At 70.0% G+C, this 23,292-nt stretch carries 31 protein-coding genes; 23 read left to right on the forward strand and 8 right to left on the reverse strand.

The genetic code is table 11. From position 1 onward, the window contains the following. Positions 1-19 precede the first annotated feature (19 nt). From ACIRDU_RS26350 to ACIRDU_RS26370, 5 genes are all read right to left on the reverse strand, one after another. Positions 20-427, reverse strand: coding sequence for a VOC family protein (locus ACIRDU_RS26350; RefSeq protein ID WP_403583427.1), 408 nt, complete (start codon positions 425-427; stop codon positions 20-22). Between the two features lie 119 nt (positions 428-546). After that, positions 547-2,166, reverse strand: a complete 1,620-nt coding sequence (locus ACIRDU_RS26355) for a hypothetical protein (protein WP_403583430.1) — start codon at positions 2,164-2,166, stop codon at positions 547-549. After that, positions 2,148-2,897, reverse strand: coding sequence for an ABC transporter ATP-binding protein (locus ACIRDU_RS26360; RefSeq protein WP_403583432.1), 750 nt, complete (start codon positions 2,895-2,897; stop codon positions 2,148-2,150). The genes ACIRDU_RS26355 and ACIRDU_RS26360 overlap by 19 nt, the downstream gene beginning before the upstream one ends. A 207-nt stretch (positions 2,898-3,104) precedes the next feature. Continuing rightward, on the reverse strand, positions 3,105-4,466 hold the full coding sequence (locus ACIRDU_RS26365) for an aspartate aminotransferase family protein (RefSeq protein ID WP_390989306.1): 1,362 nt from the start codon (positions 4,464-4,466) through the stop codon (positions 3,105-3,107). Positions 4,467-4,485: 19 nt separating this feature from the next. Then, complete coding sequence (locus tag ACIRDU_RS26370; RefSeq protein WP_283970295.1) at positions 4,486-5,025, reverse strand: Lrp/AsnC family transcriptional regulator; 540 nt, start codon at positions 5,023-5,025, stop codon at positions 4,486-4,488. A gap of 164 nt (positions 5,026-5,189) precedes the next feature. Here ACIRDU_RS26370 and ACIRDU_RS26375 point away from each other — a divergent pair, with 164 nt between their 5' ends. From ACIRDU_RS26375 to ACIRDU_RS26385, 3 genes are all read left to right on the forward strand, one after another. Then, positions 5,190-6,629, forward strand: a complete 1,440-nt coding sequence (locus ACIRDU_RS26375) for a gamma-aminobutyraldehyde dehydrogenase (protein ID WP_403583435.1) — start codon at positions 5,190-5,192, stop codon at positions 6,627-6,629. Positions 6,630-6,733: 104 nt separating this feature from the next. Beyond that, the gene (locus ACIRDU_RS26380) at positions 6,734-7,258 is read left to right on the forward strand and encodes a hypothetical protein (protein ID WP_403583437.1); all 525 of its coding nucleotides are present in this window, start codon (positions 6,734-6,736) and stop codon (positions 7,256-7,258) included. Positions 7,259-7,386: 128 nt separating this feature from the next. Further along, positions 7,387-9,027, forward strand: a complete 1,641-nt coding sequence (locus ACIRDU_RS26385) for an RNA polymerase sigma factor (protein WP_403583439.1) — start codon at positions 7,387-7,389, stop codon at positions 9,025-9,027. A 26-nt stretch (positions 9,028-9,053) separates the two neighbouring features. Here ACIRDU_RS26385 and ACIRDU_RS26390 read toward each other — a convergent pair whose 3' ends face one another. The 3 genes from ACIRDU_RS26390 to ACIRDU_RS26400 all read right to left on the reverse strand — a co-directional run bounded on the left by ACIRDU_RS26390 (position 9,054) and on the right by ACIRDU_RS26400 (position 11,425). After that, entirely contained in the window at positions 9,054-10,373 is a 1,320-nt protein-coding gene (locus ACIRDU_RS26390) for a tyrosine-type recombinase/integrase (protein WP_403583442.1), read from the reverse strand. A gap of 16 nt (positions 10,374-10,389) precedes the next feature. Then, complete coding sequence (locus ACIRDU_RS26395; RefSeq protein WP_403583445.1) at positions 10,390-10,833, reverse strand: hypothetical protein; 444 nt, start codon at positions 10,831-10,833, stop codon at positions 10,390-10,392. A 157-nt stretch (positions 10,834-10,990) separates the two neighbouring features. After that, positions 10,991-11,425, reverse strand: coding sequence for a hypothetical protein (locus ACIRDU_RS26400; protein WP_403583448.1), 435 nt, complete (start codon positions 11,423-11,425; stop codon positions 10,991-10,993). Positions 11,426-11,716: 291 nt separating this feature from the next. On the opposite strand from ACIRDU_RS26400, the gene ACIRDU_RS26405 reads away from it, so the two are divergent. From ACIRDU_RS26405 to ACIRDU_RS26500, 20 genes are all read left to right on the forward strand, one after another. Further along, complete coding sequence (locus ACIRDU_RS26405; RefSeq protein WP_403583827.1) at positions 11,717-11,944, forward strand: helix-turn-helix domain-containing protein; 228 nt, start codon at positions 11,717-11,719, stop codon at positions 11,942-11,944. A gap of 12 nt (positions 11,945-11,956) precedes the next feature. After that, positions 11,957-12,241 carry a helix-turn-helix transcriptional regulator gene (locus tag ACIRDU_RS26410; protein ID WP_403583450.1) on the forward strand — a complete coding sequence of 95 codons (285 nt, stop codon included), beginning with the start codon at positions 11,957-11,959 and terminating at the stop codon, positions 12,239-12,241. Positions 12,242-12,327: 86 nt separating this feature from the next. Next, complete coding sequence (locus ACIRDU_RS26415; protein WP_403583453.1) at positions 12,328-12,678, forward strand: hypothetical protein; 351 nt, start codon at positions 12,328-12,330, stop codon at positions 12,676-12,678. Then, entirely contained in the window at positions 12,675-12,857 is a 183-nt protein-coding gene (locus ACIRDU_RS26420) for a hypothetical protein (RefSeq protein ID WP_403583455.1), read from the forward strand. The genes ACIRDU_RS26415 and ACIRDU_RS26420 overlap by 4 nt, the downstream gene beginning before the upstream one ends. Continuing rightward, entirely contained in the window at positions 12,854-13,243 is a 390-nt protein-coding gene (locus ACIRDU_RS26425) for a hypothetical protein (RefSeq protein ID WP_403583457.1), read from the forward strand. The genes ACIRDU_RS26420 and ACIRDU_RS26425 overlap by 4 nt, the downstream gene beginning before the upstream one ends. Then, entirely contained in the window at positions 13,240-13,521 is a 282-nt protein-coding gene (locus ACIRDU_RS26430; protein WP_403583459.1) for a hypothetical protein, read from the forward strand. The genes ACIRDU_RS26425 and ACIRDU_RS26430 overlap by 4 nt, the downstream gene beginning before the upstream one ends. Next, a complete protein-coding gene (locus tag ACIRDU_RS26435) occupies positions 13,518-13,937 on the forward strand; it encodes a hypothetical protein (protein WP_403583461.1) in 420 nt (139 codons plus the stop codon). The genes ACIRDU_RS26430 and ACIRDU_RS26435 overlap by 4 nt, the downstream gene beginning before the upstream one ends. Positions 13,938-13,994: 57 nt before the next feature. Then, positions 13,995-14,366 (forward strand): hypothetical protein, encoded by a 372-nt coding sequence (locus ACIRDU_RS26440; RefSeq protein ID WP_403583464.1) that lies wholly within the window; start codon positions 13,995-13,997, stop codon positions 14,364-14,366. Between the two features lie 68 nt (positions 14,367-14,434). Next, a complete protein-coding gene (locus tag ACIRDU_RS26445; protein WP_403583466.1) occupies positions 14,435-14,557 on the forward strand; it encodes a hypothetical protein in 123 nt (40 codons plus the stop codon). Continuing rightward, positions 14,554-15,663, forward strand: coding sequence for a DNA polymerase III subunit beta (dnaN, locus tag ACIRDU_RS26450; protein ID WP_403583468.1), 1,110 nt, complete (start codon positions 14,554-14,556; stop codon positions 15,661-15,663). The genes ACIRDU_RS26445 and dnaN overlap by 4 nt, the downstream gene beginning before the upstream one ends. A 15-nt stretch (positions 15,664-15,678) precedes the next feature. Then, complete coding sequence (locus ACIRDU_RS26455) at positions 15,679-16,323, forward strand: hypothetical protein (protein WP_403583471.1); 645 nt, start codon at positions 15,679-15,681, stop codon at positions 16,321-16,323. A 125-nt stretch (positions 16,324-16,448) separates the two neighbouring features. Next, positions 16,449-16,688, forward strand: coding sequence for a hypothetical protein (locus ACIRDU_RS26460; RefSeq protein ID WP_403583473.1), 240 nt, complete (start codon positions 16,449-16,451; stop codon positions 16,686-16,688). After that, the gene (locus tag ACIRDU_RS26465) at positions 16,688-17,614 is read left to right on the forward strand and encodes a PD-(D/E)XK nuclease-like domain-containing protein (protein ID WP_403583475.1); all 927 of its coding nucleotides are present in this window, start codon (positions 16,688-16,690) and stop codon (positions 17,612-17,614) included. Before ACIRDU_RS26460 ends, ACIRDU_RS26465 begins: the two co-directional genes overlap by 1 nt. Further along, on the forward strand, positions 17,611-18,363 hold the full coding sequence (locus ACIRDU_RS26470; RefSeq protein ID WP_403583478.1) for a hypothetical protein: 753 nt from the start codon (positions 17,611-17,613) through the stop codon (positions 18,361-18,363). The genes ACIRDU_RS26465 and ACIRDU_RS26470 overlap by 4 nt, the downstream gene beginning before the upstream one ends. Before the next feature lie 62 nt (positions 18,364-18,425). Further along, positions 18,426-18,815 carry a hypothetical protein gene (locus ACIRDU_RS26475; protein ID WP_403583480.1) on the forward strand — a complete coding sequence of 130 codons (390 nt, stop codon included), beginning with the start codon at positions 18,426-18,428 and terminating at the stop codon, positions 18,813-18,815. Beyond that, positions 18,812-19,009 carry a hypothetical protein gene (locus tag ACIRDU_RS26480; protein ID WP_403583483.1) on the forward strand — a complete coding sequence of 66 codons (198 nt, stop codon included), beginning with the start codon at positions 18,812-18,814 and terminating at the stop codon, positions 19,007-19,009. The genes ACIRDU_RS26475 and ACIRDU_RS26480 overlap by 4 nt, the downstream gene beginning before the upstream one ends. After that, positions 19,006-19,806, forward strand: coding sequence for a helix-turn-helix domain-containing protein (locus tag ACIRDU_RS26485; RefSeq protein WP_403583486.1), 801 nt, complete (start codon positions 19,006-19,008; stop codon positions 19,804-19,806). Before ACIRDU_RS26480 ends, ACIRDU_RS26485 begins: the two co-directional genes overlap by 4 nt. After that, positions 19,803-20,903: a DNA cytosine methyltransferase gene (locus tag ACIRDU_RS26490; RefSeq protein WP_403583488.1), complete on the forward strand. Its 1,101-nt coding sequence runs from the start codon at positions 19,803-19,805 to the stop codon at positions 20,901-20,903. The genes ACIRDU_RS26485 and ACIRDU_RS26490 overlap by 4 nt, the downstream gene beginning before the upstream one ends. An 83-nt stretch (positions 20,904-20,986) precedes the next feature. After that, complete coding sequence (locus ACIRDU_RS26495) at positions 20,987-21,916, forward strand: hypothetical protein (RefSeq protein ID WP_403583491.1); 930 nt, start codon at positions 20,987-20,989, stop codon at positions 21,914-21,916. After that, positions 21,913-23,280: a replicative DNA helicase gene (locus ACIRDU_RS26500; protein ID WP_403583494.1), complete on the forward strand. Its 1,368-nt coding sequence runs from the start codon at positions 21,913-21,915 to the stop codon at positions 23,278-23,280. Before ACIRDU_RS26495 ends, ACIRDU_RS26500 begins: the two co-directional genes overlap by 4 nt. Positions 23,281-23,292 lie beyond the last annotated feature (12 nt).

The following is a 23,292-nucleotide window of genomic DNA, read 5'->3' on the forward strand; positions in this document are numbered from 1 at the left end:
CATGCTGGCACAGCGACTCTCAGCCCTCGACGGCCGCCGGGTCCATCCACACGACCTCGAAGGTGTGGCCGTCCACGTCGTCGAAAGCGCGGCCGTACATGAAGCCGTGGTCCTGGGTCTCGCCCGAGACGGAACCGCCCGCCGCGACCGCCTTCTCGACCAGCTCGTCGACCTTCTCGCGGCTCTCGGCGCTCAGCGCGAGCAGCACCTCGCTGGTCGTCGTCGAGTTCGCGATCTCCTTCTTGGTGAACTGGGAGTACTTCTCCTTGGTGTGCACCATGACCACGATGGTCTCGCTGATCACGACCGAGGCGGTCGTGTCGTCGCTGAACTGCTCGTTGATCGTGAAGCCCAGCTCCGTGAAGAACTTCTTCGAGGTGTCCAGGTCGCCGGTGCACAGGTTCACGAAGATCATCTGCTGGTACATGCGAGGTCTCTCCCATCAAGTCCGTGCCGTTACGCGGGGATAGACCGGGTGCCGGTCCGGAACTCATCGCCGTACGGAGATTTTTTTCGTACGACTTTTCCAGCGGCTGTTCGCGGGGCTCAGTGTGCCAGGGGGAGCGCCGCCAGTTCCGCGACCGTCAGGGTGAGCGGGCCGAACAGGGCGAGCAGCGCGCCCGCGCGGAGGGCGGCGGCGCTGCGCAGCATCGTGGCCGGGGCGCCGAGGCGCACCAGTGCGGCGGTGGTGCCGGCGCGCGCCTGGCGGGCCTCGACGGCGGCCGTGAGGAGCGTCGCCACGGTGCAGCCGGCCACGAGGAGCACGCCGAGGGTGGTGAGCGGGCCGAGCGAGAGCCCGTCCGGGGCGTGCAGCAGCGCCATGGCCCACGCGGCGGACGCGACCGCGCTGACGACGCCCAGGGGGCGCCCGATACGGAGGGCCTCCGCCATGAGGATGCGGCCGGCCAGGAGCCGCAGGGCGCCGGGGCGGGCCGACTGGAGCAGCCGTCCGCACAGGTGGGTCAGGCCCGGACCGGCCAGGGCCAGCCCGGCGGCGGCCAGCGCCCAGCCCGCCATCACGCCGGGGGAGGCGCCGGAGAAGGACAGGTCGGGTGGCGTGGGGGCGGTGCGGCTCGTGTAGCTCACCACGGCGAGGCCCGCGGCCAGCACGGTGATGCCCCAGGGGAGACCGGAGGGGGCGGCGGTGGTGTCCGGCAGGACCGCGTCGGGCGCTGCGGGGTCGTCGGCGGCCTCGGGTGCGGCGACGCTCGGGTCGGCGTGTCTTGCCAGGGCCCCGGCGGGGCTGATGGCGCCGGCCGCGTCCGGCGCCGCCGCACGCGGGCTGAGCCACTGGGCGGGATCACCGGCCGGGCCCTTGCCCGTCGCTTCCGCCGAGGCCGGGTGCGGGGCGCCGGGAGGGAGGTCCCCGGCCGGGTCGACGGTGCCCGGGTGTGCCGCGGGCGGTTGCGCGGGGTCCGCGACCGCGCTCACCGTCCCGCCGGGGCCCGCGACCGTCGCCGCGGAGGCCGCTTGGCCCGTCCGGGCGGGCGGGGGGCCGCCCTTCTTCGCGGCGGGCACGGCGGTACGGCCGTGCGGGGGCCGGACGATCTGCCGGCCGAACCGGCCGTACGCCCCGAAGGTCTCGCGGTTGCTGGTGCGCCGGTACGCGCCGAAGCGGCCGTACATCCGGGAGGCCCGGGGCCCGGCCGGCACCGCCTCGCGCGGCCGCAGGGTCAGCGCCACGGCCACCGACGCGCCGAGGGGCACGAGCGCCAGCAGGGTCAGGGCGCCCGGCAGCGGCAGGGGCTGGCCGGCGGCGAGCCACTCGGCGGCGGCGCCGTCGAAGGGCATGCCCGTCAGGTCGCCCCGCAGGTGCAGGAAGACGAGCAGGGCCAGCATCGAGCCGAGGGTGCAGGACAGGGCTGTCGTCGTCGCCGAGACGGCCATCAGGCGCACCGGCCCGAGACCGATCGCCGAGAGACCGGGGCGGGGCTTGGTGCCCGGGTCGGTACGGGCCACCGCGACCGCGAAGTACACCGTGGCGGCCATCGGAGCGGTGCACCAGGCCAGCCGCAGCACGGCGGAGCCGGGGGAGCCGGGGTGGCCCAGCGCGTAGCCGAGGGCGCAGAGCAACAGGAAGCCGGTGCCCGCCGAGGCGGCCGCGACCAGGAGGCGGCGCAGCTGGACGGCGGGGTGGGCGCCGCGGGTCAGACGGAGAGCGAGCACGCTGCCCGGCCTTCCGGCTCGGCGTTGTCGCTGACCGGAGGCAGGTGCACGGTCTGCACGCGCCGCCCGTCGAGCAGGGACACCGTGCGGTCGGCGAGCGCCGCGGTCTCCGCGTCGTGGGTGGCCAGGACGACGGTGATGCGGTGGGAGCGGGCCGCCGTGGTGAGGGTGCGCAGCACATGCGTCCGGTCGGCCCGGTGCAGGGGCGCCGTGGGCTCGTCGGCGAACAGGACCGACGGCGCGGGGGCCAGGGCACGGGCGATGCAGACCCGCTGACGCTCCGCCTGCACCAGTTGATGCGGGCGTTTGCGGGCGCTGTCGCCGATGTCCAGGCGCTCCAGCCACTCCAGGGCCGCCTTCTTGGCGCGGCGCCGGCTGGTGCCGCGCAGCATCAGCGGCAGGGCGGTGTTCTCCCAGGCGTTGAGCTCCGGGACCAGGGAGGGCGCCGGGTCGATCCAGCCGAAGCGGTCGCGGCGCAGCCGCTCCCGGGTGAGCGGGCCCATGGTGTGCACGGGCACGCTGTTGAACCAGACCTCGCCGCGCCGGACGGGCACCAGGCCGGACAGGCACCGCAGCAGGGTCGTCTTGCCGCTGCCGCGCGGGCCGCTCAGGGCGAGGATCTCGCCCTCCCGCACGCCGAGCGAGACGCCGCAGAGCGCGGGCGAGCCGTCTTCGTGCTGGAAGTGCAGGGCGCGTGCCCAGAGCACGTCGTTGTCCGGCGGGGCCTCCATGCGCGTACACCTCGGTTCAGATCCGTAGTTCCCGTGCCATCCCCCGTGCGGGGGAACGAAGGCAGGGCCGATCGGTCACTGGGCACGCTAGGCAGAAGGCGGCGGGACGCCGGACAGCACGCGGCCCCGGGCCGCCGTTTCTCACTCGGACGGGCGGCACCGGGGCCGGTGTTGATCATCCAGGCAGACGATCGGAGCGACGGACGATCAGAGCTTGGTCCACGCCTCCGAAAGGGTGGCGCGGAGGATCTGCTCGATCTCGTCGAACGTCGACTGGTCGGAGATCAGCGGCGGGGCGAGCTGGACGACCGGGTCGCCGCGGTCGTCGGCGCGGCAGTACAGGCCGTTGTCGTACAGCGCCTTGGAGAGGAAGCCGTACAGGACGCGCTCGGTCTCCTCGTCGTTGAAGGACTCCTTGGTGTGCTTGTCCTTCACCAGTTCGATGCCGTAGAAGAACCCGTTGCCGCGGACGTCGCCGACGATCGGCAGGTCGTGGAGCTTCTCCAGGGTGGCGCGGAAGTTGCCCTCGTTGTCCAGGACGTGCTGGTTGAGGTTCTCGCGCTCGAACAGGTCGAGGTTGGCCAGGCCCACGGCCGCGGAGACCGGGTGGCCGCCGAAGGTGTAGCCGTGCAGGAAGGTGTTGTCGCCCTTGTAGAACGGCTCGGCCAGGCGGTCGGAGATGATGCACGCGCCGATGGGGGAGTAGCCCGAGGTCATGCCCTTGGCGCAGGTGATCATGTCCGGCACGTAGTCGAACTTGTCGCAGGCGAAGTAGGTGCCCAGACGGCCGAAGGCACAGATGACCTCGTCCGAGACGAGCAGCACGTCGTACTGGTCGCAGATCTCGCGGACCCGCTGGAAGTAGCCGGGCGGGGGCGGGAAGCAGCCGCCCGCGTTCTGCACCGGCTCCAGGAAGACCGCCGCGACCGTGTCCGGGCCCTCGAAGAGGATCTGCTGCTCGATCTGGTCGGCGGCCCAGCGGCCGTAGGCCTCGGGGTCGTCGCCGTGGATCGGGGCGCGGTAGATGTTGGTGTTCGGGACCTTGTGGGCGCCCGGGACCAGCGGCTCGAAGGGGGCCTTCAGAGCCGGCAGGCCGGTGATGGACAGGGCGCCCTGCGGGGTGCCGTGGTAGGCGACCGCACGGGAGATGACCTTGTGCTTGGTGGGCTTGCCGACCAGCTTGAAGTACTGCTTGGCGAGCTTCCAGGCGGTCTCCACCGCCTCACCGCCGCCGGTGGTGAAGAAGACCTTGTTCAGGTCGCCCGGCGCGTGCCCGGCGAGGCGCTCGGCCAGCTCGACGGCCTTGGGGTGGGCGTAGGACCACACCGGGAAGAACGCCAGTTCCTGCGCCTGCTTGAAGGCGGTCTCGGCGAGTTCGACCCGGCCGTGCCCGGCCTGCACCACGAAGAGACCGGCGAGGCCGTCCAGGTAGCGCTTGCCCTTGTCGTCGTAGATGTACGTGCCCTCGCCCCGGACGATGGTGGGGACGGGGGCCTTCTCGTACGACGACATGCGCGTGAAGTGCATCCACAGGTGGTCGTACGCGGTCTGGGAGAGGTCCTTGCTCACGGCTATCGGGTCCTCACGGTTATCGGGTTCCCCACATGTAGGTCTGCTTCTTGAGCTTGAGGTAGACGAAGCTCTCGGTGGAGCGCACTCCGGGCACGGCCCGAATGCGTTTGTTGATGACGTCCAGGAGGTGGTCGTCGTCCTCGCAGACGATCTCCACCATCAGGTCGAAGGAACCCGCGGTCATCACCACGTACTCGCATTCGGACATGGCCGACAGCGCGTCCGCGACCGACTCCACGTCGCCCTCGACGTTGACGCCGACCATCGCCTGTCTGCGGAAGCCCACGGTGAGCGGGTCCGTGACGGCGACGATCTGCATCACGCCCTGGTCGAGCAGCTTCTGGACGCGCTGGCGCACGGCCGCCTCCGACAGGCCCACGGCCTTGCCGATGGCGGCGTACGGCCGGCGGCCGTCCTCCTGGAGCTGTTCGATGATGGCGAGGGAGACGGCGTCCAGCTGCGGCGAGCTGCCGTTCCTGGACTCGCGGGAGGACTCGCGGTGCTCCCGCGAGCCCTTCTGGTCTGCGCTTCGACTGGCCACGAGGTCACTGTGCACGAGGTCTCGACACTTCCGCAAGCCTAGATCGATGAAATCCGTTGTTTGAGTCCCCGACTCCTGCGGATTCCGCACGATCGAAGGGAGTGGGGGTGTTGAAAACGTGGGTCGGCCGACTAGGGTGGGTGTCTCAAGTACTGGACATCCGAACTGGAGGGCCGGCAGTGAGCACCGAGCTGCGTCGTCTGCGCAACTACATCGGCGGTGAGTTCCGGGACGCCGCCGACGGACGGACCACCGAGGTGGTCAATCCCGCGACGGGCGAGGCGTACGCGACCGCTCCGCTGTCCGGGCAGGCGGACGTGGACGCCGCGATGGCGGCGGCCGCCGAGGCCTTTCCCGGCTGGCGCGACACCACGCCCGCCGAGCGTCAGAAGGCCCTGCTGAAGATCGCGGACGCCTTCGAGGAGCGCGCCGAGGAGCTGATCGCGGCCGAGGTGGAGAACACGGGCAAGCCGGTCGGGCTGACCCGCTCCGAGGAGATCCCGCCGATGGTCGACCAGATCCGCTTCTTCGCGGGCGCGGCGCGGATGCTGGAGGGCCGCTCGGCCGGTGAGTACATGGAGGGCCTGACCTCCATCGTGCGCCGGGAGCCGGTCGGTGTCTGCGCGCAGGTCGCGCCGTGGAACTACCCGATGATGATGGCCGTGTGGAAGTTCGCCCCGGCGATCGCGGCGGGCAACACCGTCGTGCTGAAGCCGTCCGACACCACGCCGGCCTCGACGGTCCTCATCGCCGAGATCATCGGCTCGATCGTCCCCAAGGGCGTCTTCAACGTCATCTGCGGCGACCGCGAGACCGGCCGCCTGATGGTGGAGCACGAGACTCCGGCGATGGCCTCCATCACCGGTTCCGTGCGCGCCGGCATCCAGGTCGCCGAGTCCGCCGCCAAGGACGTCAAGCGGGTCCACCTGGAGCTGGGCGGCAAGGCGCCGGTCCTGGTCTTCGAGGACACCGACATCGCCAAGGCCGTCGAGGACATCTCGGTCGCGGGTTACTTCAACGCCGGCCAGGACTGCACCGCCGCCACCCGCGTGCTCGTCCACGAGTCCATCCACGACGAGTTCGTCTCCGCACTGGCGAAGGCCGCCTCCGAGACGAAGACCGGGCAGCCGGACGACGAGGACGTGCTGTACGGCCCGCTCAACAACCCCAACCAGCTCAAGCAGGTCGAGGGCTTCATCGACCGGCTGCCCGCGCACGCGCGCGTGGAGGCCGGCGGCAAGCGGGTCGGCGACAAGGGCTACTTCTACGCGCCGACCGTCGTCTCGGGCCTGAAGCAGACCGACGAGATCATCCAGAACGAGGTCTTCGGCCCGGTCATCACCGTGCAGTCCTTCTCCGACGAGGAGCAGGCGGTGGAGTGGGCCAACGGCGTCGAGTACGCGCTGGCCTCCTCGGTGTGGACCAAGGACCACGGCCGTGCCATGCGGATGTCCAAGAAGCTCGACTTCGGCTGTGTGTGGATCAACACGCACATCCCGCTGGTCGCCGAGATGCCGCACGGCGGCTTCAAGAAGTCCGGCTACGGCAAGGACCTCTCGGGGTACGGCTTCGACGACTACACGCGGATCAAGCACGTGATGACGTCGCTGGACGCGTAGTCACGCGGTTCGGTCGTGAACGGCCCCGGGCGCTGCCGCCCGGGGCCGTTCCGTTGCCCGGACCCCATTTTTGAACGCGTTCAACACGGGCGTAGAGTGCCTCCATGAACGACAGAGCCGCCCTGGTGAAGGGCATCCGTGCCTGGCTGGTCTTCTTCGTCGTGTGCCTGGTGCTCAGCGGCGCCACGGCCTTTCCCCTGGTCCACGAACTGCGGTGGACCGAGGACCTGTTGCGCGCGCTCTCCGTCGGCGAGTACCTGCCCGGGCTGACGGACTGGATCGAGCGGGTCCGGGCCGGCCTGGACCAGGCCGACGCCGAATACCCCTTCCTCCTCTACGGCACGGACTGGCTGGCGTTTGCGCACCTGGTGATCGCGGTCGCCTTCTACGGGCCCTACCGTGACCCGGTCCGCAACATCTGGGTCGTCGAGTTCGGCATGATCGCCTGCGCGGGGATCGTCCCGCTCGCCCTGATCTGCGGACCGCTCCGCGGGATCCCCTTCTGGTGGTCGGTGATCGACATGGCCTTCGGGATGTTCGGGGTGATCCCGCTGTACGTCGTCCGGCAGCGGATCAAGCGGCTGGAGGCGCTGACCGAGCCGACGGCCGCCCCGGCGTTCGGCCGCTGACAAAAACTGTTATCCCGAGAACCTTCACGCCGTCTCCCCGCATGTGATCCCCCACATAGCCAAGACCCCCGTCCTGCCTGAGAGGGTGCGTGCGGAGAAGTACCGATCTCAGCCGGCGAGAGGCTCCCGTGGACAGTGAGCACTGGCGCGCCGTCATCACGGCCGCGCAGGCCGGTGACCGGCGGGCGCTGGACGAGCTGGTCGCGGGCTGGCTGCCGCTGGTCTACAACATCGTGGGCCGGGCCCTGAACGGGCACGCCGACGTGGACGACGTCGTCCAGGAGACCATGCTGCGCGCCGTCGGCAACCTGGGTTCGCTGCGCGACCCCGACAGCTTCCGGTCCTGGCTGGTGGCGATCGCCATGCGGCAGATACGGGACCGCGCCCGGCGCAGGACCCCGGTCCGGCTGGAGGAGGCGGTGGCCGCCGACTTCGCCGAACTGACCGTGCTGCGGCTCCAGCTGGAGGGGCAGCGGCGCGAGGTCGCCGAGGCGGTGCGGTGGCTCGACGACGAGGACCGGCAGCTGCTGTCGCTGTGGTGGCTGGAGGTCGCGGGCGAACTGACCCGGCGCGAGATGGCCGCCGCCGTAGGCATCACCCGGCAGCACGCCGCCGTGCGCGTCCAGCGGATGAAGGAGCGCCTGGAGACCTCGCGAGGCATCGTGCGCGCCCTCGACGGAGCCTGCCCCGACCTGCGCGAGCTGACCGGCCGCTGGAACGGCCGGCCCGACTCGGTGTGGCGCAAGCGGCTGGCCCGGCACATCCGCGGCTGCGGCTACTGCGGCGGCACCCGCGAGTCCGTCGTCCCGGCCGAACGCCTCCTGGCCGGCATCGCCCTCGTCCCGCTGCCCGTCGGGTTCACCCTGTCGCTCGCCTTCGGAGGCAAGACGGCCGTGGCCGCCACCTCCGCCGGGTGGTCCGCCAAGCTGCTCGGCGCGCTCACCAAGCCGGCCCTCGCGGTGACGGCGGGCGCGACGATCGTCGCGGGCGGCGCCTACGTCGTCACCCAGCCGCCGGACGCCCCGCCGCCCCGGGCCGCCATCGCGCCCACGGCCGCGGCCACTTCCGAACCGCCGCGGTCGTCCGCACCGCCCGCCCCCACCCCCACGTCCTCGCCGTCGGCGACGAAGAAGGCCGACCCGTACGGCACCGTCGTCGACGCCGTCGACCGCGCCCCCGACCCGGACACCCGGCCCGCCGCCCTGCCGCGCCGTCCCGAGTCCGGCATCACCAGCACCGGCGGCCCGAAGGCGGTCATGCAGCACCGCGGCGACAGCGTGACGCTCAGCGGCCGGGGCTACGTCCTGGTCCGCTGGCAGATCTCGCCCAAATCCCGGCCCGGCGCGCTGGTCATGCCGTCCTGGACCGGTCTGAAGGGCGAGCTGTTCCACGTGGCGTCCGGCGGCTGGCGGCGGATGGACGACCCGCTGCCCGGCGCCCCGAACGGCTACGCCACCGGCATGGGCGGCCCCGGCATCGGCTACGCCGTCCTCCCGCCCGGCACCCAGCAGATGTGGCAGAACGAGTACTTCTACCTCGACGGCTCCGTCACCCTCACCCAGAACGAACGGGGCTGCGACTACGGCCTGACCGTCTTCCCGTCGAGCTGGGAGGCCGTGGACGAGGACGTCAACGAGGGGCCCGGCCAGGGCGCCCTGAGATATGGGCTGGTCAGAGACACAGGGACCGATGCCGCGCCCGTCCCTCAATACGCGACCCGAAGCACCCCAGCGGACCCGGCTACCGTCCCTCAGCGCTCGCGCCTGTGAGGTGCTGCAGGCCTATCGCTTCATGATCAATCAGCACTGGGGAGGATCTGGGGAGATCCATTAGTAGGGGGCTGAGAGATGAAACGCCCGAGCGCCGCCCTGCCGCGGCTGCCGGACTTCGGCATGAAGTGCACGTAAGTCCGGAGCGTGAACGCTGGGTCGCTGTGGCCCAGCCACGCGGCCAGCTGAGTGATGGTCTCACCTTCGGCCAGGACCACGCTAGCGAACGTGTGCCGCAGGACGTGGAAGCCGAACTCCCGCGGCATCTCCCACACCCGCTTGCGCCACGCCGTCTTGCCGCTCTTGGGCTGCACGTAGGTCACCTCGCCCGGCGAGATGAGGCCGGCGTCAGCCAGGGCAGGCTTCCAGATGCCGTCATTGAAGGCGTCCTTGTTAATCGCCCCACCACGCAGGCCCGCAGTGAACTCAGTGGTGACCAAGAGCCGCACAGTCCTCTTCGGCCGATCCCCCCATGCCAGGTTCGGCCGGTCCGGATCCACCCAGGGGAGCGTCACCTCCAGGGTCGGGAAGCGGTTGGCGTGCTCCTTGATCGCCTCCGCCAATTCGGGGCTGCACGGCGCGACGCGCTCCTTGTTACCCTTCGGCGGCGCGAACCCGAACTTGCCGTTCACTTTCACGATCTGCCGCACGACGTGAATGTTCTCGCCGTCCACATCGTCAGGTGAGAAGCCCAGCGCCTCGCCCTGCCGGTGGCCGGCGCCAACGGCCAGGTTCACCAGGATCTGGTAGCGCTCCGGCATGGCGGCACGTACAGCGCTGACCGTCTGCTGATCCCAGGCGAGCGCCTTCGACTTGGGCAGACGGGGAGCCCGAAGGTCGGGGTCCCGGAAGGGGTTGTTCGGGATCCTCTTCGCCTTGTGCGCGGCTTGCAAAATGGACGAGAAGTGCGCCCAGGCCACAACGAGCGTGCGAGTATCGATGCTCTGCTCGGCCCGCGCCTGCCAGGCCAGGATCTCCTCATAACCGATGCGGCTCAGCGGCAGCGTGCCGATGTGCGGGAGGATGTGGTTGAACACCTTCGACCGCACCGCCACCTTGCTGGTGGGCGGGTAACGGGTGTGCGGCCACCAGTGGTTGCGGACGTAGTCGTCGAGGGTGATGGACCCGTCCCGCGGGTCGTACCAGTCACCTCGGCCGCTGTCGGTCTGAGCCTCGGCGAGCCACTTCTTGGCCGCGGCGAGCTTGCCGTCCGGGAAGGAGCGCGAGCGCACCCCCGGGATGCCGGTGACCTTGTACCGCTTCCCCTGCCCGTGCCGCTCGGTTGGGACGTTGCGCTTGCCGTCGGGCCCCTTCTTGTACCAGCGGTCTTCAATGTATCCGGGCAACGTGGCCCCCGTTCGTTCAGACCTTGCTCATCGACCCCGGCGAAGCGTCGTGGATCTCGCCACCGTACAGCTGGAACCAGCGCCCTCCGGAGAGGTGCTGCGCGGTGAGGGTGTTCATGACGGCGGCGAAGCGGGTCACGTCGATGTCTGGGTCGACGAACGCCTTGAGATCTCCCTTGCGTTCCTCGAAGAGCACCCCTCGGCGCTCCCTCTTCTCCAGGATGAATTCGATCCGGAGGGGGTGTCTGGGGCTGTTGGAGGACACGATCTCGTCGTCCCACAGCTGGAACCAGCGTGCGGACCGCACCATGCGGTCGACCTCTATGTTGAAGTCGCGGACGACGTCTTGCAGGGGTGCGTCTTCGTCGAAGCGGATCGCGACTCTTCCTCGGTCTTCGTCGACGTGGACTAGCCTGCCGGGTGGTAGGTCGTTGACGGCCTCGTAGGTGACGTGAAGCATGAGCCCTCCCCAGGGACAGCGATGCACTCTGAGCCAGAACGGCCGAAACTGCACGGTTGGTGAAGGGTACGTCTACTGAGAGTCGTCGACAATCCGTTGAAGAAATGTCTACATAGAGACAAGAGTGATCAGGTGGCGCCCGGTGGGGCGCCGCCAGCTACTCGCCCGACTCGCGCTTCGCGCGCTCCTCGGCCTCGATCATGTAGCGCCACTTCATCAACTCGGCCTTCGGCTTGCCTGCGAGGTGGCCGACGATGAGGCGGACCTCCTCGTCATAGCCGGCCAGTTCGGTGGCCTCGTAGAGGAGCCACTGTTCGGCGGTAGCCTCCTGGACTCGCCGGAAAGGCTTGCTGATGGCAGCCGCGATCGCCCGCATTTGGTTCGGGGACGGCGGGTTCACGGGGGGCGTGCTGACGAGCTTCTGGTACCACTGCTTCGGGAGCTTCTTGCCGTCCGGGTCGATGCCACGGTCGGCCATCTCCTGGTAGGTGATGCCGGACTTGTTGGCCTCCAGGATGAGCCGTGAGAGCGCTCCTGTCGCAGGGTTGGGCTGGGCCGCGCCTTGGTCAGGGGCGGTGGCCGCTGCCGTCATGTCGTCTTCCTCTCGCGTCACTGTCACACCGGCTGTCTCTCTAGGTATCGGATAGCGCGGGAAAAGTACCAGCTCAGTCCCTACAACCATCTCGGATCTGGGACAGATCGTCCACGGGACGATGCTATCCAGACGGGAACTTTGCCGATACTCGCCGGTAGTCTGTCCCGATTCTGTTGACAGATCGTCCCTGTGGCGGTTAACTCAAGGGCAGTGAAAGGCACCTCTGCAACGGGGAGATCCATGAGTGTGCGCTACGTCCTGAGAGACCTGGACACCTTCAGAAAGATAATGAAAAGCCCAGGTCGGGGGGTCCCATACACCGTCCGCTCTCTTGCGGAAGCGAGTGGCGTATCCCGCTCTCAGGTGCACCGCCTGCTCGCCGGAGAGCTCGACAATCTCGACGTCAACGACGCTCACGCAGTCGCGGAGGCCCTCGGTGTCGCCGTGCTGGTGCTTTTCATGCCTCCGTCGTCCCCAGAACAGGGACATGCTGACATCGGAATGACCCCCACATAGGAAGGAGAGGACGTGCCCAGGCCCGCCAAGGTCCCCACGCCCCCGCCCGCCGGCTACCTCTGGACCCCCGACGCGGCCCGCCGCATCGGCCGCAGCGTCAAGACCCTCTGGAACTACGCCCACCTCGGCAAGGGGCCCAAGCCGGTCCGAATCGGCCGCAAGCTCGCCTACAAGATCACCGAGCTGGACGAGTTCCTGCAGACCGAGATCGACGGCGAGCCCGACACCGGCCGCGCCCACGAGTCCCGCCCGCCGGAGCCGCGCATGTCGCGCAAGCCGGCCCGCGCCGCCGCCTGAGCGGCAAAGAGGCCGCCCCAACGGCCAAGTCCGGGCGACCTCGCAGTCCCCATCCAGAGCACGCAACGAAAGGGACCGCCGTGTCCATGATTCCACAGCTCCGCTCACCGAAGATCGTCCGGCAGACGCCCGTCAAGTCCGACACCAAGAACCTGCTCGTGTCGACCGTCCGCATCGGCGGCGGCTACTACGACACCGTCATTTTCGACGAGAGCGAAGACAAGCGGCACGCCGGGTTCTTCCTGGGCGGCTACGTCATCAACCGCTCGTCGAAGAAGGCGGGCAACCGCGAGGCCGCGATGGATGACCACCGCGAGGCCCTGTACGCGGCCCGCACGGAGGAGCCCTTCCCGCCCCGCGGCGGCCACGACGCCACCTGCGCATACGTCTCTGGCATGACCACCCGCTGCACCTGCGTCAGCGAGGAGGCGTCATGACCGCCCCCACCCCGTCCCCGGAGCTGGTCGCGGACGTCGACGACATCTTCCTCGGCTACTGGGACGACGACGTGATGGCGATCGTCCGCCAGCCGTACACGCCCAACGCCATCCGCGCCTACGCCTGGCGCGACGGCGGCACCCACATCCCCGCAGACACCGCCGGAGGTGCCGCATGAGCGAGCGTCTGACTCCCCGGGCGGAGAACGAGACCCGCACAACGAAGCGTGAGGCGGACGCACTGCGGACCCGTGTCGCCGAGCTGGAGGTGGAGCGGCACACCACGAACGAGGCCCTCGACGACGCAGTGCAGGCGCTGCGCGGGCAGCGGGACCGCATCACCGAGCTGGAGGCGGCACTGGCGAAGTACATCGGCCAGGAGCCCACCGTCGTCGAGGAGATGGCCTACCTCAGCCGCAGCGTCCAGGCCGTGGCCGACGCCTGCGACAAGGCAGAGCAGCAGGCCCTCCGCTGGGAGAACCCGCTGCCGGTCCCCGAGTGGGTCGGCGCCATCCGGCAGGCACTCGAACTGGCCCCCGCTCCGACCGAGGAGGCCGTGTCATGACAGCACCCGCCCCCGAGACCGCCGTCGACCTGGCCGCACTGCCCCCGTCGGTGGTCGTGCCCGGGATCGCCGGCTGGCTCGGCCGGGCCAACTACCAGGCCTCCATCGACGCCGGGCTCCTTGAGTCGTTCGAGGAGTTCTGCGACCGCATCAGCCAGCAGCCAGCCGACGCCCGGGTGCGCGCCGAGATCCGACGGCTGCAGGGCCGCGCGACCGAGCTCGAAGCCCGGCTCGCCGCCGCCACGGCCATCAACGAACGCCTCCGGGAGGGGCAGTGAGCATCGTCGACCGCATCCCCGGCCTGAAGGGCACCGGCAGCCACCGGGCCCACGACCGCATCGCCGAACTGGAGGAGCTCGTCGGCCAGCTGCGCGAGGAGAACGTCGTCCTCCTCAACCGGCAGGCCGCCGCCGACGACTTCTTCGTGATCCAGGACCAGTACGCCACCGACCTGGAGGCCGAACTCGCCCAGGAGAAGCGCGCCCACGCCGCCACCCGGGCCGACCTGGACGTGCGCAACCGGTGGGTCGCCGATCTCGAAGGGCGCCTCGCCGACGCCGAACGCCGCCTCGACATCCGCAAACTCGCCGAGACCGCGGCCGAACGCACACAGGAGATGCCCGCCATCACCCCCGTCGTGCCGCTGCACCAGTCGCCGCAGGCCAAGACGCCCAGCTGGGCGAAGACCGACTGATCTCGCCGCCCGCCGGATGAACACCGGGCCGGCGCACAACCACCGCAAGGAGCACCCATGCTTCACACCGATGAACTGATCACCTGCCCCATCTTCGCCGAGCCCGGCAACCTCCACTTCGAAGTGCACTGCGAGGACTGCGACGCGCGGCGGCTGGCCCGGCTCAACCTCGGTCAAGTCGAGGGCCGATACCAGCAGGGTCGATTCACCCAAGAGGCTTTCGAGGCCTACATGTTCGTGTGGGCGACGCTGTCGCCGGCCCGCAGCCGCGCCGAGTGGCGCGAGCTGCCACAGGACGCCGACGTTCGCCGAATCGCGCGCAAGCTGCTGGTCATCCGCAACTTCGCGGTACCAGCCGAGCTCGTCGACGCGCGGCCGATCGATCCGATCCGGGCCGTGGGCGACGTGCCCACCGAGCAGGCCGCCTGACCTCACGCAAAGACCCCGCCGAGGTCAAGTCGGCGGGGGTCAACCATCAGCATCCCACGGAGGACACCGTGAACTTCATCCAGCCCGAACTGTTCCCCGTCACCGACCTGCAGACCCGCGGCTACGCCCAGCCCGAGCCGCGCGAGGACGACACCGTCGCCGACGACCAGACCGTGGCGGAGGCGGCGTGAAACTCCGCATCGACCAGAAGCAGCTCGCGGAAGCCGCGCGTCGCGCACACCGCCGCCTGCCCAACAATCCGTCCATGCCCATCCTGGCCGGCGTTCTCATCGAAGCGACCGAGGATGCCGTGACCCTGTCCGGGTTCGACTACGAGACCAGCACCCGCGCCCTTCTGGACGCCGAGCCGCTGGAGCCCGGACTGACCCTGGTGTCGGGACGACTGCTCGCCGACGTCGCGTCCGCCCTCCCGACCGGCCCCGTGGACGTGGTCGCCGACGAGCGCGAGATGACCGTGTCGGCCCCGGGCACCACGTTCACCCTGCCGACGATGGCGACCGGCGACTACCCGGCCCTGCCGACGCCCCCCGGACCGGCCGGCACTGTCGACGGTGACGCGCTGGCAGCCGCAGTGGGCCACGCTGCCCAGTGCGCGCTGCCCGTCAAGGAGGCGGCTGGCTCCCTCGCCGGCTTCATGGGCGTTCACGTTGAGGCCAGCGGTGACCGGCTCGTGGTGTCTGCCACTGACCGCTACCGCATCGTCCGCCGCACCCTGCCGTGGCAGCCCGACGGAGAAGGAGATGGCGAACTGCTCATCCCGGCCAACGAGTTCGCTGCCACCGTCAAGCAGACGGCCGGGGGCGCCGTGCGCATCGGCTTCGCTGACACAAGTGGGGCCGTCGCCTCGCTGGCCACCGACAAGCTGACGGTGACCGGCCGAACCATCGCCAATGGGTTCCCGGCGATCGACCGCTTCTTCCCGGACCCAGACACGGCGGCCGGCTCGGCGCTGGTCGAGGCGGCCGAACTGCTGGCCGCCGTGAAGCGGGCGGCACTGGTCATCGAGGAGAAGGTCCCCGTCACGGCGGCGTTCGACGACGGCAAGGTGACCGTGCGGGGCGGGGTCGACGGGCAGCGCGGAAGCAGCGAACTCGACGCCGACTGCGACGTCACCGACTTCGAGATGGCCTTCAACCCGGACTATCTGGCTTCGCTGATCGCCCCCATCGAGGGAGCAGTGCGGATCTGGCTGTTCACCCCCAACAAGCCGGTGCTGATCCAGCCGGTCGACGACGACACCTACCGGGCCGTGTGCATGCCCGTCCGCCTCAAGTAGCCAGGAGACCCAGACGTGATCACCATCGCTGACCACACCCTCAGCCGCCTCGTCGCTCAGACCAAGCCGCATATAGCGGGGAAGTACGACCCCGAGACCCTTCAGTCGATCTGCTTCGACCACGACGGCCGCTACCTGTACGCCATGGCCACCAACCGGTACACCCTCGCCGTGTCCCGCACTCAGATCATGGGCGGCACTGACGAGCGATGGACCGCCATCATCCACCGGACCCAGGTCGCCGAGCTCGGCGCCGCCATCCGCCTCCTCGACACGGCCAAGGTCAACCTCGAGCGCACCGACACCCAGCTGGTGTTGTCTGGGGAGCGCGGCAGCCGCATCGCCATCGACCTCACCCAGCCGGACAAGGACCCGCTCGACTGGCGCAAGCCGCTCCTTGACGCGCTGGAGAAGCCCGCGGCCGAGTCGGACATGGCGATGACCCCGAAGTACTTCGGCGCCTGGAAGGACCTGCCCGGACCGGTCCGCATGTGGTCCACCGGGGAGGGCCGCCCCACCGTGATCGTCGCCGCCGACTTCGTCGGCATGCAGATGCCGGTCCGCCGCGACGGCGACGACCTCACCCTGCGCCGCGAGATGGACGCCTGGCTGGCCGCCAAGCGCGAGGAGCCCGAGGCCGCCACGCCGGCCGCCGCCTGATCCGCAACCGAAGACGGCCGCGTCGAGCAACCCCCAGTGCTCCGCGGCACCCAGGGCCGCCGCCTCGCGGCACCCCCCGCCAACAGGCGGCGGCCCTCCTTCACGACACCCAGAAACGGGGCCTCATGTACCTCACCCGCACCTTCGGACGCTGGCAGATCGAACTGCACCAGCGGGCGATCTACCTCACCACGCACCCGAAGCCCGACCTGAACTGCCAGTCCTGCCACGGCCGCGGAGGCCACGGCTACGTCACCCCGGCCGGCGACGGCGACTGGGAGGACTGCCACTGCCTCGCCTGGCTCCGCACCTGGAGCCTCCGCCTCTGGCCCCGCCGCAACCCCGCGAAGGAGTACCCGTTCTGATGAGCCCCCTCGCCTGCCGCCAGTGCGGCGCTACCGACGGGCCGTTCACCCGGGACGGCCTCTGCGAGAACTGCGAAGACGGCCACCCTGGCTGGGTCGACGACCTCTCCGCCGACGACTACCACGCCGACCGCACCACGATCTCCTCGTCCGGGCTGCGCGCCCTGCTGCCGCCGGGCTGCCCCGCCCAGTTCAAGTACGACCGCGACAACCCGCCCGCCCCAAAGCGCGAGTTCGACCTCGGCCACGTCGTCCACACCGAGGTGCTCGGCGAGGGCCCGGAGGTGGACGTGCTGCCCTTCGACAACTACCTCACCAAGGCGGCGAAGGAGGCGCGCGACGAGGCCCGGGACATGGGCGTCGTGCCGCTCCTCCGCCACGAGTGGGAGCAGGTCCAGGCGATGGCCGAGGCGGTGCGCAAGCACCCGCAGGCCGGGGCGCTGCTCGCGCCGGGCATGGGCGTCGCCGAACGGTCGATCTACTGGACCGACCCGGCGACCGTGGTGCGCTGCCGGTGCCGCCCGGACTGGCTCATGATCCGGCCCGACGTCACGGCCATCGTCGACCTGAAGACCACCACCGACGCCAACCCCGACGCCTGCAGCAAGGCCATCGAGTCGTACAGCTACCACCAGGCGGGCGCCCTCTACGTCGACGGCGTTCAGGCCGTGGGGCTCGCCCCCGAAGGCGCCCGGTTCTTCTTCATCTTCCAGAGCAAGAAGCCGCCCTACCTGGTGACGGTCCGCGAGCTGAAGGACCAGGACCAGGACATCGGCCGCGCCCGCAACGAGCGCGCCCTGCGGATCTACGCCGACTGCGTCGCCCGCAACGAGTGGCCCGACTGGACCGGGCCCATCGACACCATCCCCCAGATCGGACTGCCGACCTGGGCCACCCTCCGCCAGGCCGAGGAGTACCTGAAGTGACCAGCAACGAGATCGCCCCACGCGACGAACAGCAGGCCGTCGCCCAGCATGAGCCCGAGCCGACCGCCGGCAGCACCGCGCTCATGCAGTGGGCGCAGGAAGCCGACCTCGCCTACCAGATGGCGCAGAAACTCGCCGCCACCTCCTTCGTCCCGCAGTCCCTGCGCGGCAAGCCCGGCGACATCACCGCCGCCATCCTCGCCGGCGCCGAACTCGGGCTGAAGCCCATGGCGACGCTCAAGAGCATCGACGTCATCCAGGGCACCCCCGCGCTGCGGGCGCACGCCATGCGGGCCGTCGTCCAGAAGCAGGGCCACGAGATCGAACTCGTCGCCTCCGACCCCGCGCACTGCGTGATGCGCGGCCGGCGCAAGGGCTCCGAGAACTGGCAGACCGTCGAGTGGACCATCCAGCGCGCCGCGCAGATGAAGCTCACCGACAAGGGCGAGTGGAAGAAGCAGCCGCAGAACATGCTCGTCGCCCGCGCCACCGGGGAGCTGTGCCGCCTCATCGCCTCCGACGCTCTGCACGGCATGCCCTACGTCTCCGAGGAGCTGGAGGGCACCGTCCACGCTGAGGTCGTCCCGGCCAAGGCGCCCCTGTCGGTCGCCGCCCTCATCGCTCCGACGCCGCAGCCCGAGCCCGCACCGGCCGCCGACAGCGCCTACAGCGTGCAGATCGGCAACGGCGACTGGGACACCGACGCCGCCGACGACTCCGTCGACTGGCAGCCCGAGAACGAGCAGTAGCCCGCAGACGCGAACGGCCGCCCGCGGGCAGTGCGGGCGGCCTCTCACCCCAAGGACACCACATGCAGCTGACTCCCGCCGAGGCGAAGGCCCGCGCCGCGCAGATCCTCGCCGAACTGCAGCCCACCGTCACCCAGTGGACCACCGCCGTCCTCGACCAGGCCGTCCTCCACCTCGCCGACACCGGCCGCCCGTTCGGCATGAACGACATACGGCTGCTCGCCCCCGAGGACGACTGCCGCAAAGCCGGACTGTACTTCGCCGCCCTCACCGGCCACGACGCCCTCCACCCCGACGAGCCGCAGCTCCTGCGCAAGGTCGGCGAGGAGCCGTCGATCAACCCGAAGGCCCACGGCAAGAAGGTCAACGTCTACCTGCTGACCCGCGCCGGCCGGAAGTACATCCAGGACCGGCAGACCGCCCGCGCCGAACAGCAGCGGAGGGCGGCATGAGGAACCTCGTCTGGATTCCCATCACCTGGTACGCCGCCAGCGCCGTGATGGCCGCCCGCACCGCCTGGCGCCAGCGCCGCCACCTCCCCGCTGCCCCCGACAACCTGCCGCCCGCCGACATCGACGCCTACCTCACCTGCCGCCGCATCAACGCACTGCCCACCGCCAGCCGGAAGGAGAACCCGCAGCCGTGACCACCGACCACGCGCCGTCTCGCGCCTGCTATCTGCGCGGATGCCGCCTCCCGGAGTGCCGCCAAGCCAACTACCGATACGGCAAGCAGCTGGCCGTGGAGCACGTCCGCGGGACGCGCCGAATGCACCCCGCGGACCAGGTTCGCGCCCACATCGAACGCCTGCTCGCCAACGGATGGTGGCAAGCGGAGATCGCCCGAGTGGCCGAGGTGCCCAGGTCCAACGTCAGCGTCATCGTCAACGGTCAGCCGCAGACGAACAGGCGGACCGCTCTCGCCATCCTGTCCATCCCCGTTACTCCCGTAGCTCGCACCAACCGGGGGCGCCGCGTCGACGCCACCGGTGCCGTCCGGCGGCTTCGGGGCCTCGCCTGGCTCGGCCACTCGTGGAGGGATGTCGGCGACCGCACCGGCATGACGGAGGACCGTCTCGGTGTGATCGCCCGCGGCGTCGTCGACGCCATCCGCCCCGAAGAGGCCCGCAAGATCGCCGCCACCTACCGAGCGCTCTCCACGACACCCGGCCGGATGAAGCAGATCGCCACGGCCGCCCGCAACAAGGGCTGGCACGGGCCACTCGCCTGGGACGACATCGACGACCCTGCGGCCAAGCCGGAGACCAGTGGTCGCGACGGCAGCTCGGCATCGCGGCGCCGCATCGTGCGAGCCGACCCGGCCCGCGTCGCCCGCCTCACCGCGCAGGGCCTGTCCGCTGGCCAGATCGCCCAGGAGATCGGCTGCCACAAGCGCAGCGTCGTCCGCGCACGCCGCCGGGCCGAGATGGGGGTGGCGGCATGACCCTCCGCATCGGCTCCCTGTGCTCGGGCTTCGGCGGCCTGGAAATGGCTGTGCAGGCCGCGTTCGGCGGGCACACCGTCTTCCACGCCGACCCAGACCCGGGCGCCTCGAAGATCCTCGCCCACCACTGGCCGAAGGTGCCGAACCTCGGCGACATCCGGTTCGTCCACTGGGCCCGCACGGTCCGCCAGTACGGGCCGATCGACATCGCCGCCATGGGCTTCCCCTGCACCGACTTGTCCCTCGCCGGCCTCGGCGCGGGCATCGCCCCCGGCACCCGCTCCGGCCTGTGGCTGCACTGTGCCACCGCCATCGACGCCCTCAACCCCCGATACGTGGTGATCGAAAATGTCCGCGGCCTCCTCTCCCGCCCAGCTCATTGCGACGTGGAACCCTGCCCGTGGTGTATGGGAGACGCCGATCGCGAGCATCTTCTGCGGGCACTCGGAGCCGTACTCGGCGACCTGGCCGACCTCGGGCTCGATGCGGAATGGATCGGTCTACCCGCCAGCCATCCCGCCGTCGGAGCGTGTCACGAACGCTGGCGCGTCATCCTCCTCGCCTGGCGCGCTGATGCCGACCCCCACGACCTCCGACGGGACGGGCGGACCGGGCACCTCGCCGAAACGCAAGGGCGGAATGAACCTGCGGACCGCGGTCACGCTGCTGCCGCCGCAGGAAACGTGACCCTGCTGCCGACGCCGGCGGCGCGGGACTGGAAGTCCGGCGCCTCCAACCTCATGGACGCCAACTCCAGGCCGCTCAACGAGTTCGCCGTCAACTGGCTACCTCGCCGCGGCGACTGGATCGGCACCAACGGAATCGACTACGGGCCCGCCATCCGCCGCTGGGAGCAGGTCGTAGGCCGCCCCGCACCCGAACCGACCGAGCCCGGCAGCAAGGGCAACCGGCGCCTCAACCCGGTCTTCAGCGAATGGATGATGGGCGCCCCCCGCGGCCACATCACCGCCGTGCCGGGCCTCAGCCGTGAGGATCAGCTGCGCGCCATCGGCAACGGCGTCGTCTGGCAGCAAGGCGCCCACGCCCTCCGCCTGCTTTACGCCCGCGCCACTCACAGCCTCGCAGCTGCCGCGTGACCGCGGTCCGCCGGCCGCGCGCCGGACCCTGACCCGCCAGCACCGACCACACCCATCCGTGACTGTCAGGAAGAAGAAGCCCGATGCCATCTCGGTTCGAGTTCGAGCGCGCGATCAGGCGCAGCGGTCTGCCGCCTCTGGCGCGACTGCTTGCCCTGACCGTGGCCACCTGGGCCGACACCGAGACCGGCCGCATCGCCGCCCGCTATCAGCCGGCGCAGTCGGTGCTGCTCGAGGCGACCGGGCTTTCGAAGTCTGCCTTTCTCGCGCACCGCAAGACGCTGCTGGAAGAGGGCTGGCTGCAGTGCCTGTCGCCGGAACGGATCAAGGCTCAGAAGGAGCACGCCCAGAATGTCTACTCCATCCATATTCCGGACGGTAAGGCTGGGTCGGCAGGCGACCTAGCTAAAACGGACAAGAGGCGCGGTAAGCGACGCGAACCTAGGTCGGGAGACGACCTAGACCTAGGTCGCGAGACGACCCAGCCTAAAGGGGCGAAAGGTACTAAGTCCGGATCGAACCTAGGTCGCCAGGCGACCACAAGAGTCTTTCCTTCCTCTAGTACTTCCTCCTCACCTACCGGAGACGGAGAGCAGGCAGGCAACGAGGAACGGATCCCGGACGCCTTCGCCTACTGCCAGCCCCTCATCAAAGCCATGACCGACGCCGGGCTAGTCGTCTCCTGGCAGATGACCGCCGAGGACTGGCAGACCGTCGCCCGCATCCAGCAGCGGGCCGGCGTCGAGCAGATGGTCAAGTTCGCCCTCGGCGCCAAATCTCGCACCCCCATCCGCTTCGCGAAGTTCTACCTCCGCGCCGGCTGGCTGGGCCTCCCGCCCAAGAGCACCAAGCCCGCTCCGCAGCCCAAGCACCTCCGAGTCCTGCCCGACTGGTGCAAGGACCCCGACTGCGACGAGATCACCCGCATGCGCCAGGTCGAGGACGGCAACGGCCTCCGCTCCCTGCGCCCCTGCCCCGAATGCCACCCGAACCGTAAGGACTCCGCTGCATGAACGACTTCGACCAGGACGACGACTTCTCCCGCACCCCGCCACACGACGTTGAAGCAGAGCAGGCCGTGCTCGGCAGCATGCTCCTGTCACAGCACTGCATCGACCGGATCATCGCCACCGTCGAGCCGACCGCCTTCTACCGGCCCGCACACCAGACCATCTACACGGCGATCACCGACCTGTACGGGCGCAGCCGCACCCCCAAGGTCGACCCCATCACCGTCGGCGAAGAACTCGGCCGCACCGGCGACCTCAACAAGATCGGCGGAACGGCCTACCTCCACCACATCGTTGCCGCCGTACCCTCCACCGCCCACGCCGAGAAGTACGCCGAGATCGTCCGCGACAAGGCCATGCTCCGCGCCGTCATCGAAGCCGCCACCCGAGCTGCCGCCCGCGCCTACACGCAGCAAGACGCCGCCACCGAAATCCTCGACGACGCCATGGCCGAGCTCCAAGGCGCGGCCACCGGAGCCTCACCCCTCGAGGTCAAGCTGTCCGTCGGCGACCGCTGGGCCGCCTTCGTCGACGAACTCGAAGCTGGCAAGGACCCCAACGCCCTCGACACCCCCTGGCACGACCTCAACGACGTCGTCGAGCTGAAGCCCGGCCAGCTCGTCACCGTGGGCGCCGCGACCGGCGGCGGCAAGTCCCTGTTCGGCATGAACCTCGCCACGCACGTCGCCCTCACGCGATGCCGCCCCGTCCTCGTCGCCTCCATGGAGATGGGCGGCAGCGAGCTCATGGCCCGCCTCACTGCGGCCGAGGCCAGCGTCGACCTCGACCGGCTCATCCGGCGCAAGCTCACCGACCACGACTGGGCCAAGGTCATCAAGGTCTCCGACCGGATGCAGAACGCCAGCAACTTCATCCTCGACGACTCCCCGAACCTCACCCTGTCGAAGATCCGGGCCCGGCTCCGCTGGATGGCCAGCCACGGCCAGCCCGCCGCCATGGTCGTCGCCGACTACCTCCAGCTCATGACCCCAGAAGGCTCGAGCAGCAACGCCAACCGGGCACAGGAGGTGGCCACCATCAGCCGCGGCCTGAAGCTCATGGCGATGGAGTTCGAGATCCCCGTCATCGCCCTCGCCCAGTTCAACCGAAACGCTGCTGGCCGGCCCCCGCTCGTCACCGACTTCAAGGACTCGTCGGCGATCGAGCAGGACTCCAACGTGATCGTCCTGATGCACCGGCCGCCCCAGCCCGACCCGGACAACCCGGAGACGAAAGACCTCCCGGACCGCACCGGCGAGATCGACCTGATCGTCGCGAAGAACCGCAACGGCATCTCCGGCCGGATCATCCCGCTCGTCTTCCAAGGCCACTACGGCCGTCTGCAGTCCATGGACCGCGGCTACTGACAAGGAGAAACA

The sequence above is a fragment of the Streptomyces sp. NPDC093598 genome, from assembly GCF_044764825.1.
Taxonomy (GTDB): domain Bacteria; phylum Actinomycetota; class Actinomycetes; order Streptomycetales; family Streptomycetaceae; genus Streptomyces.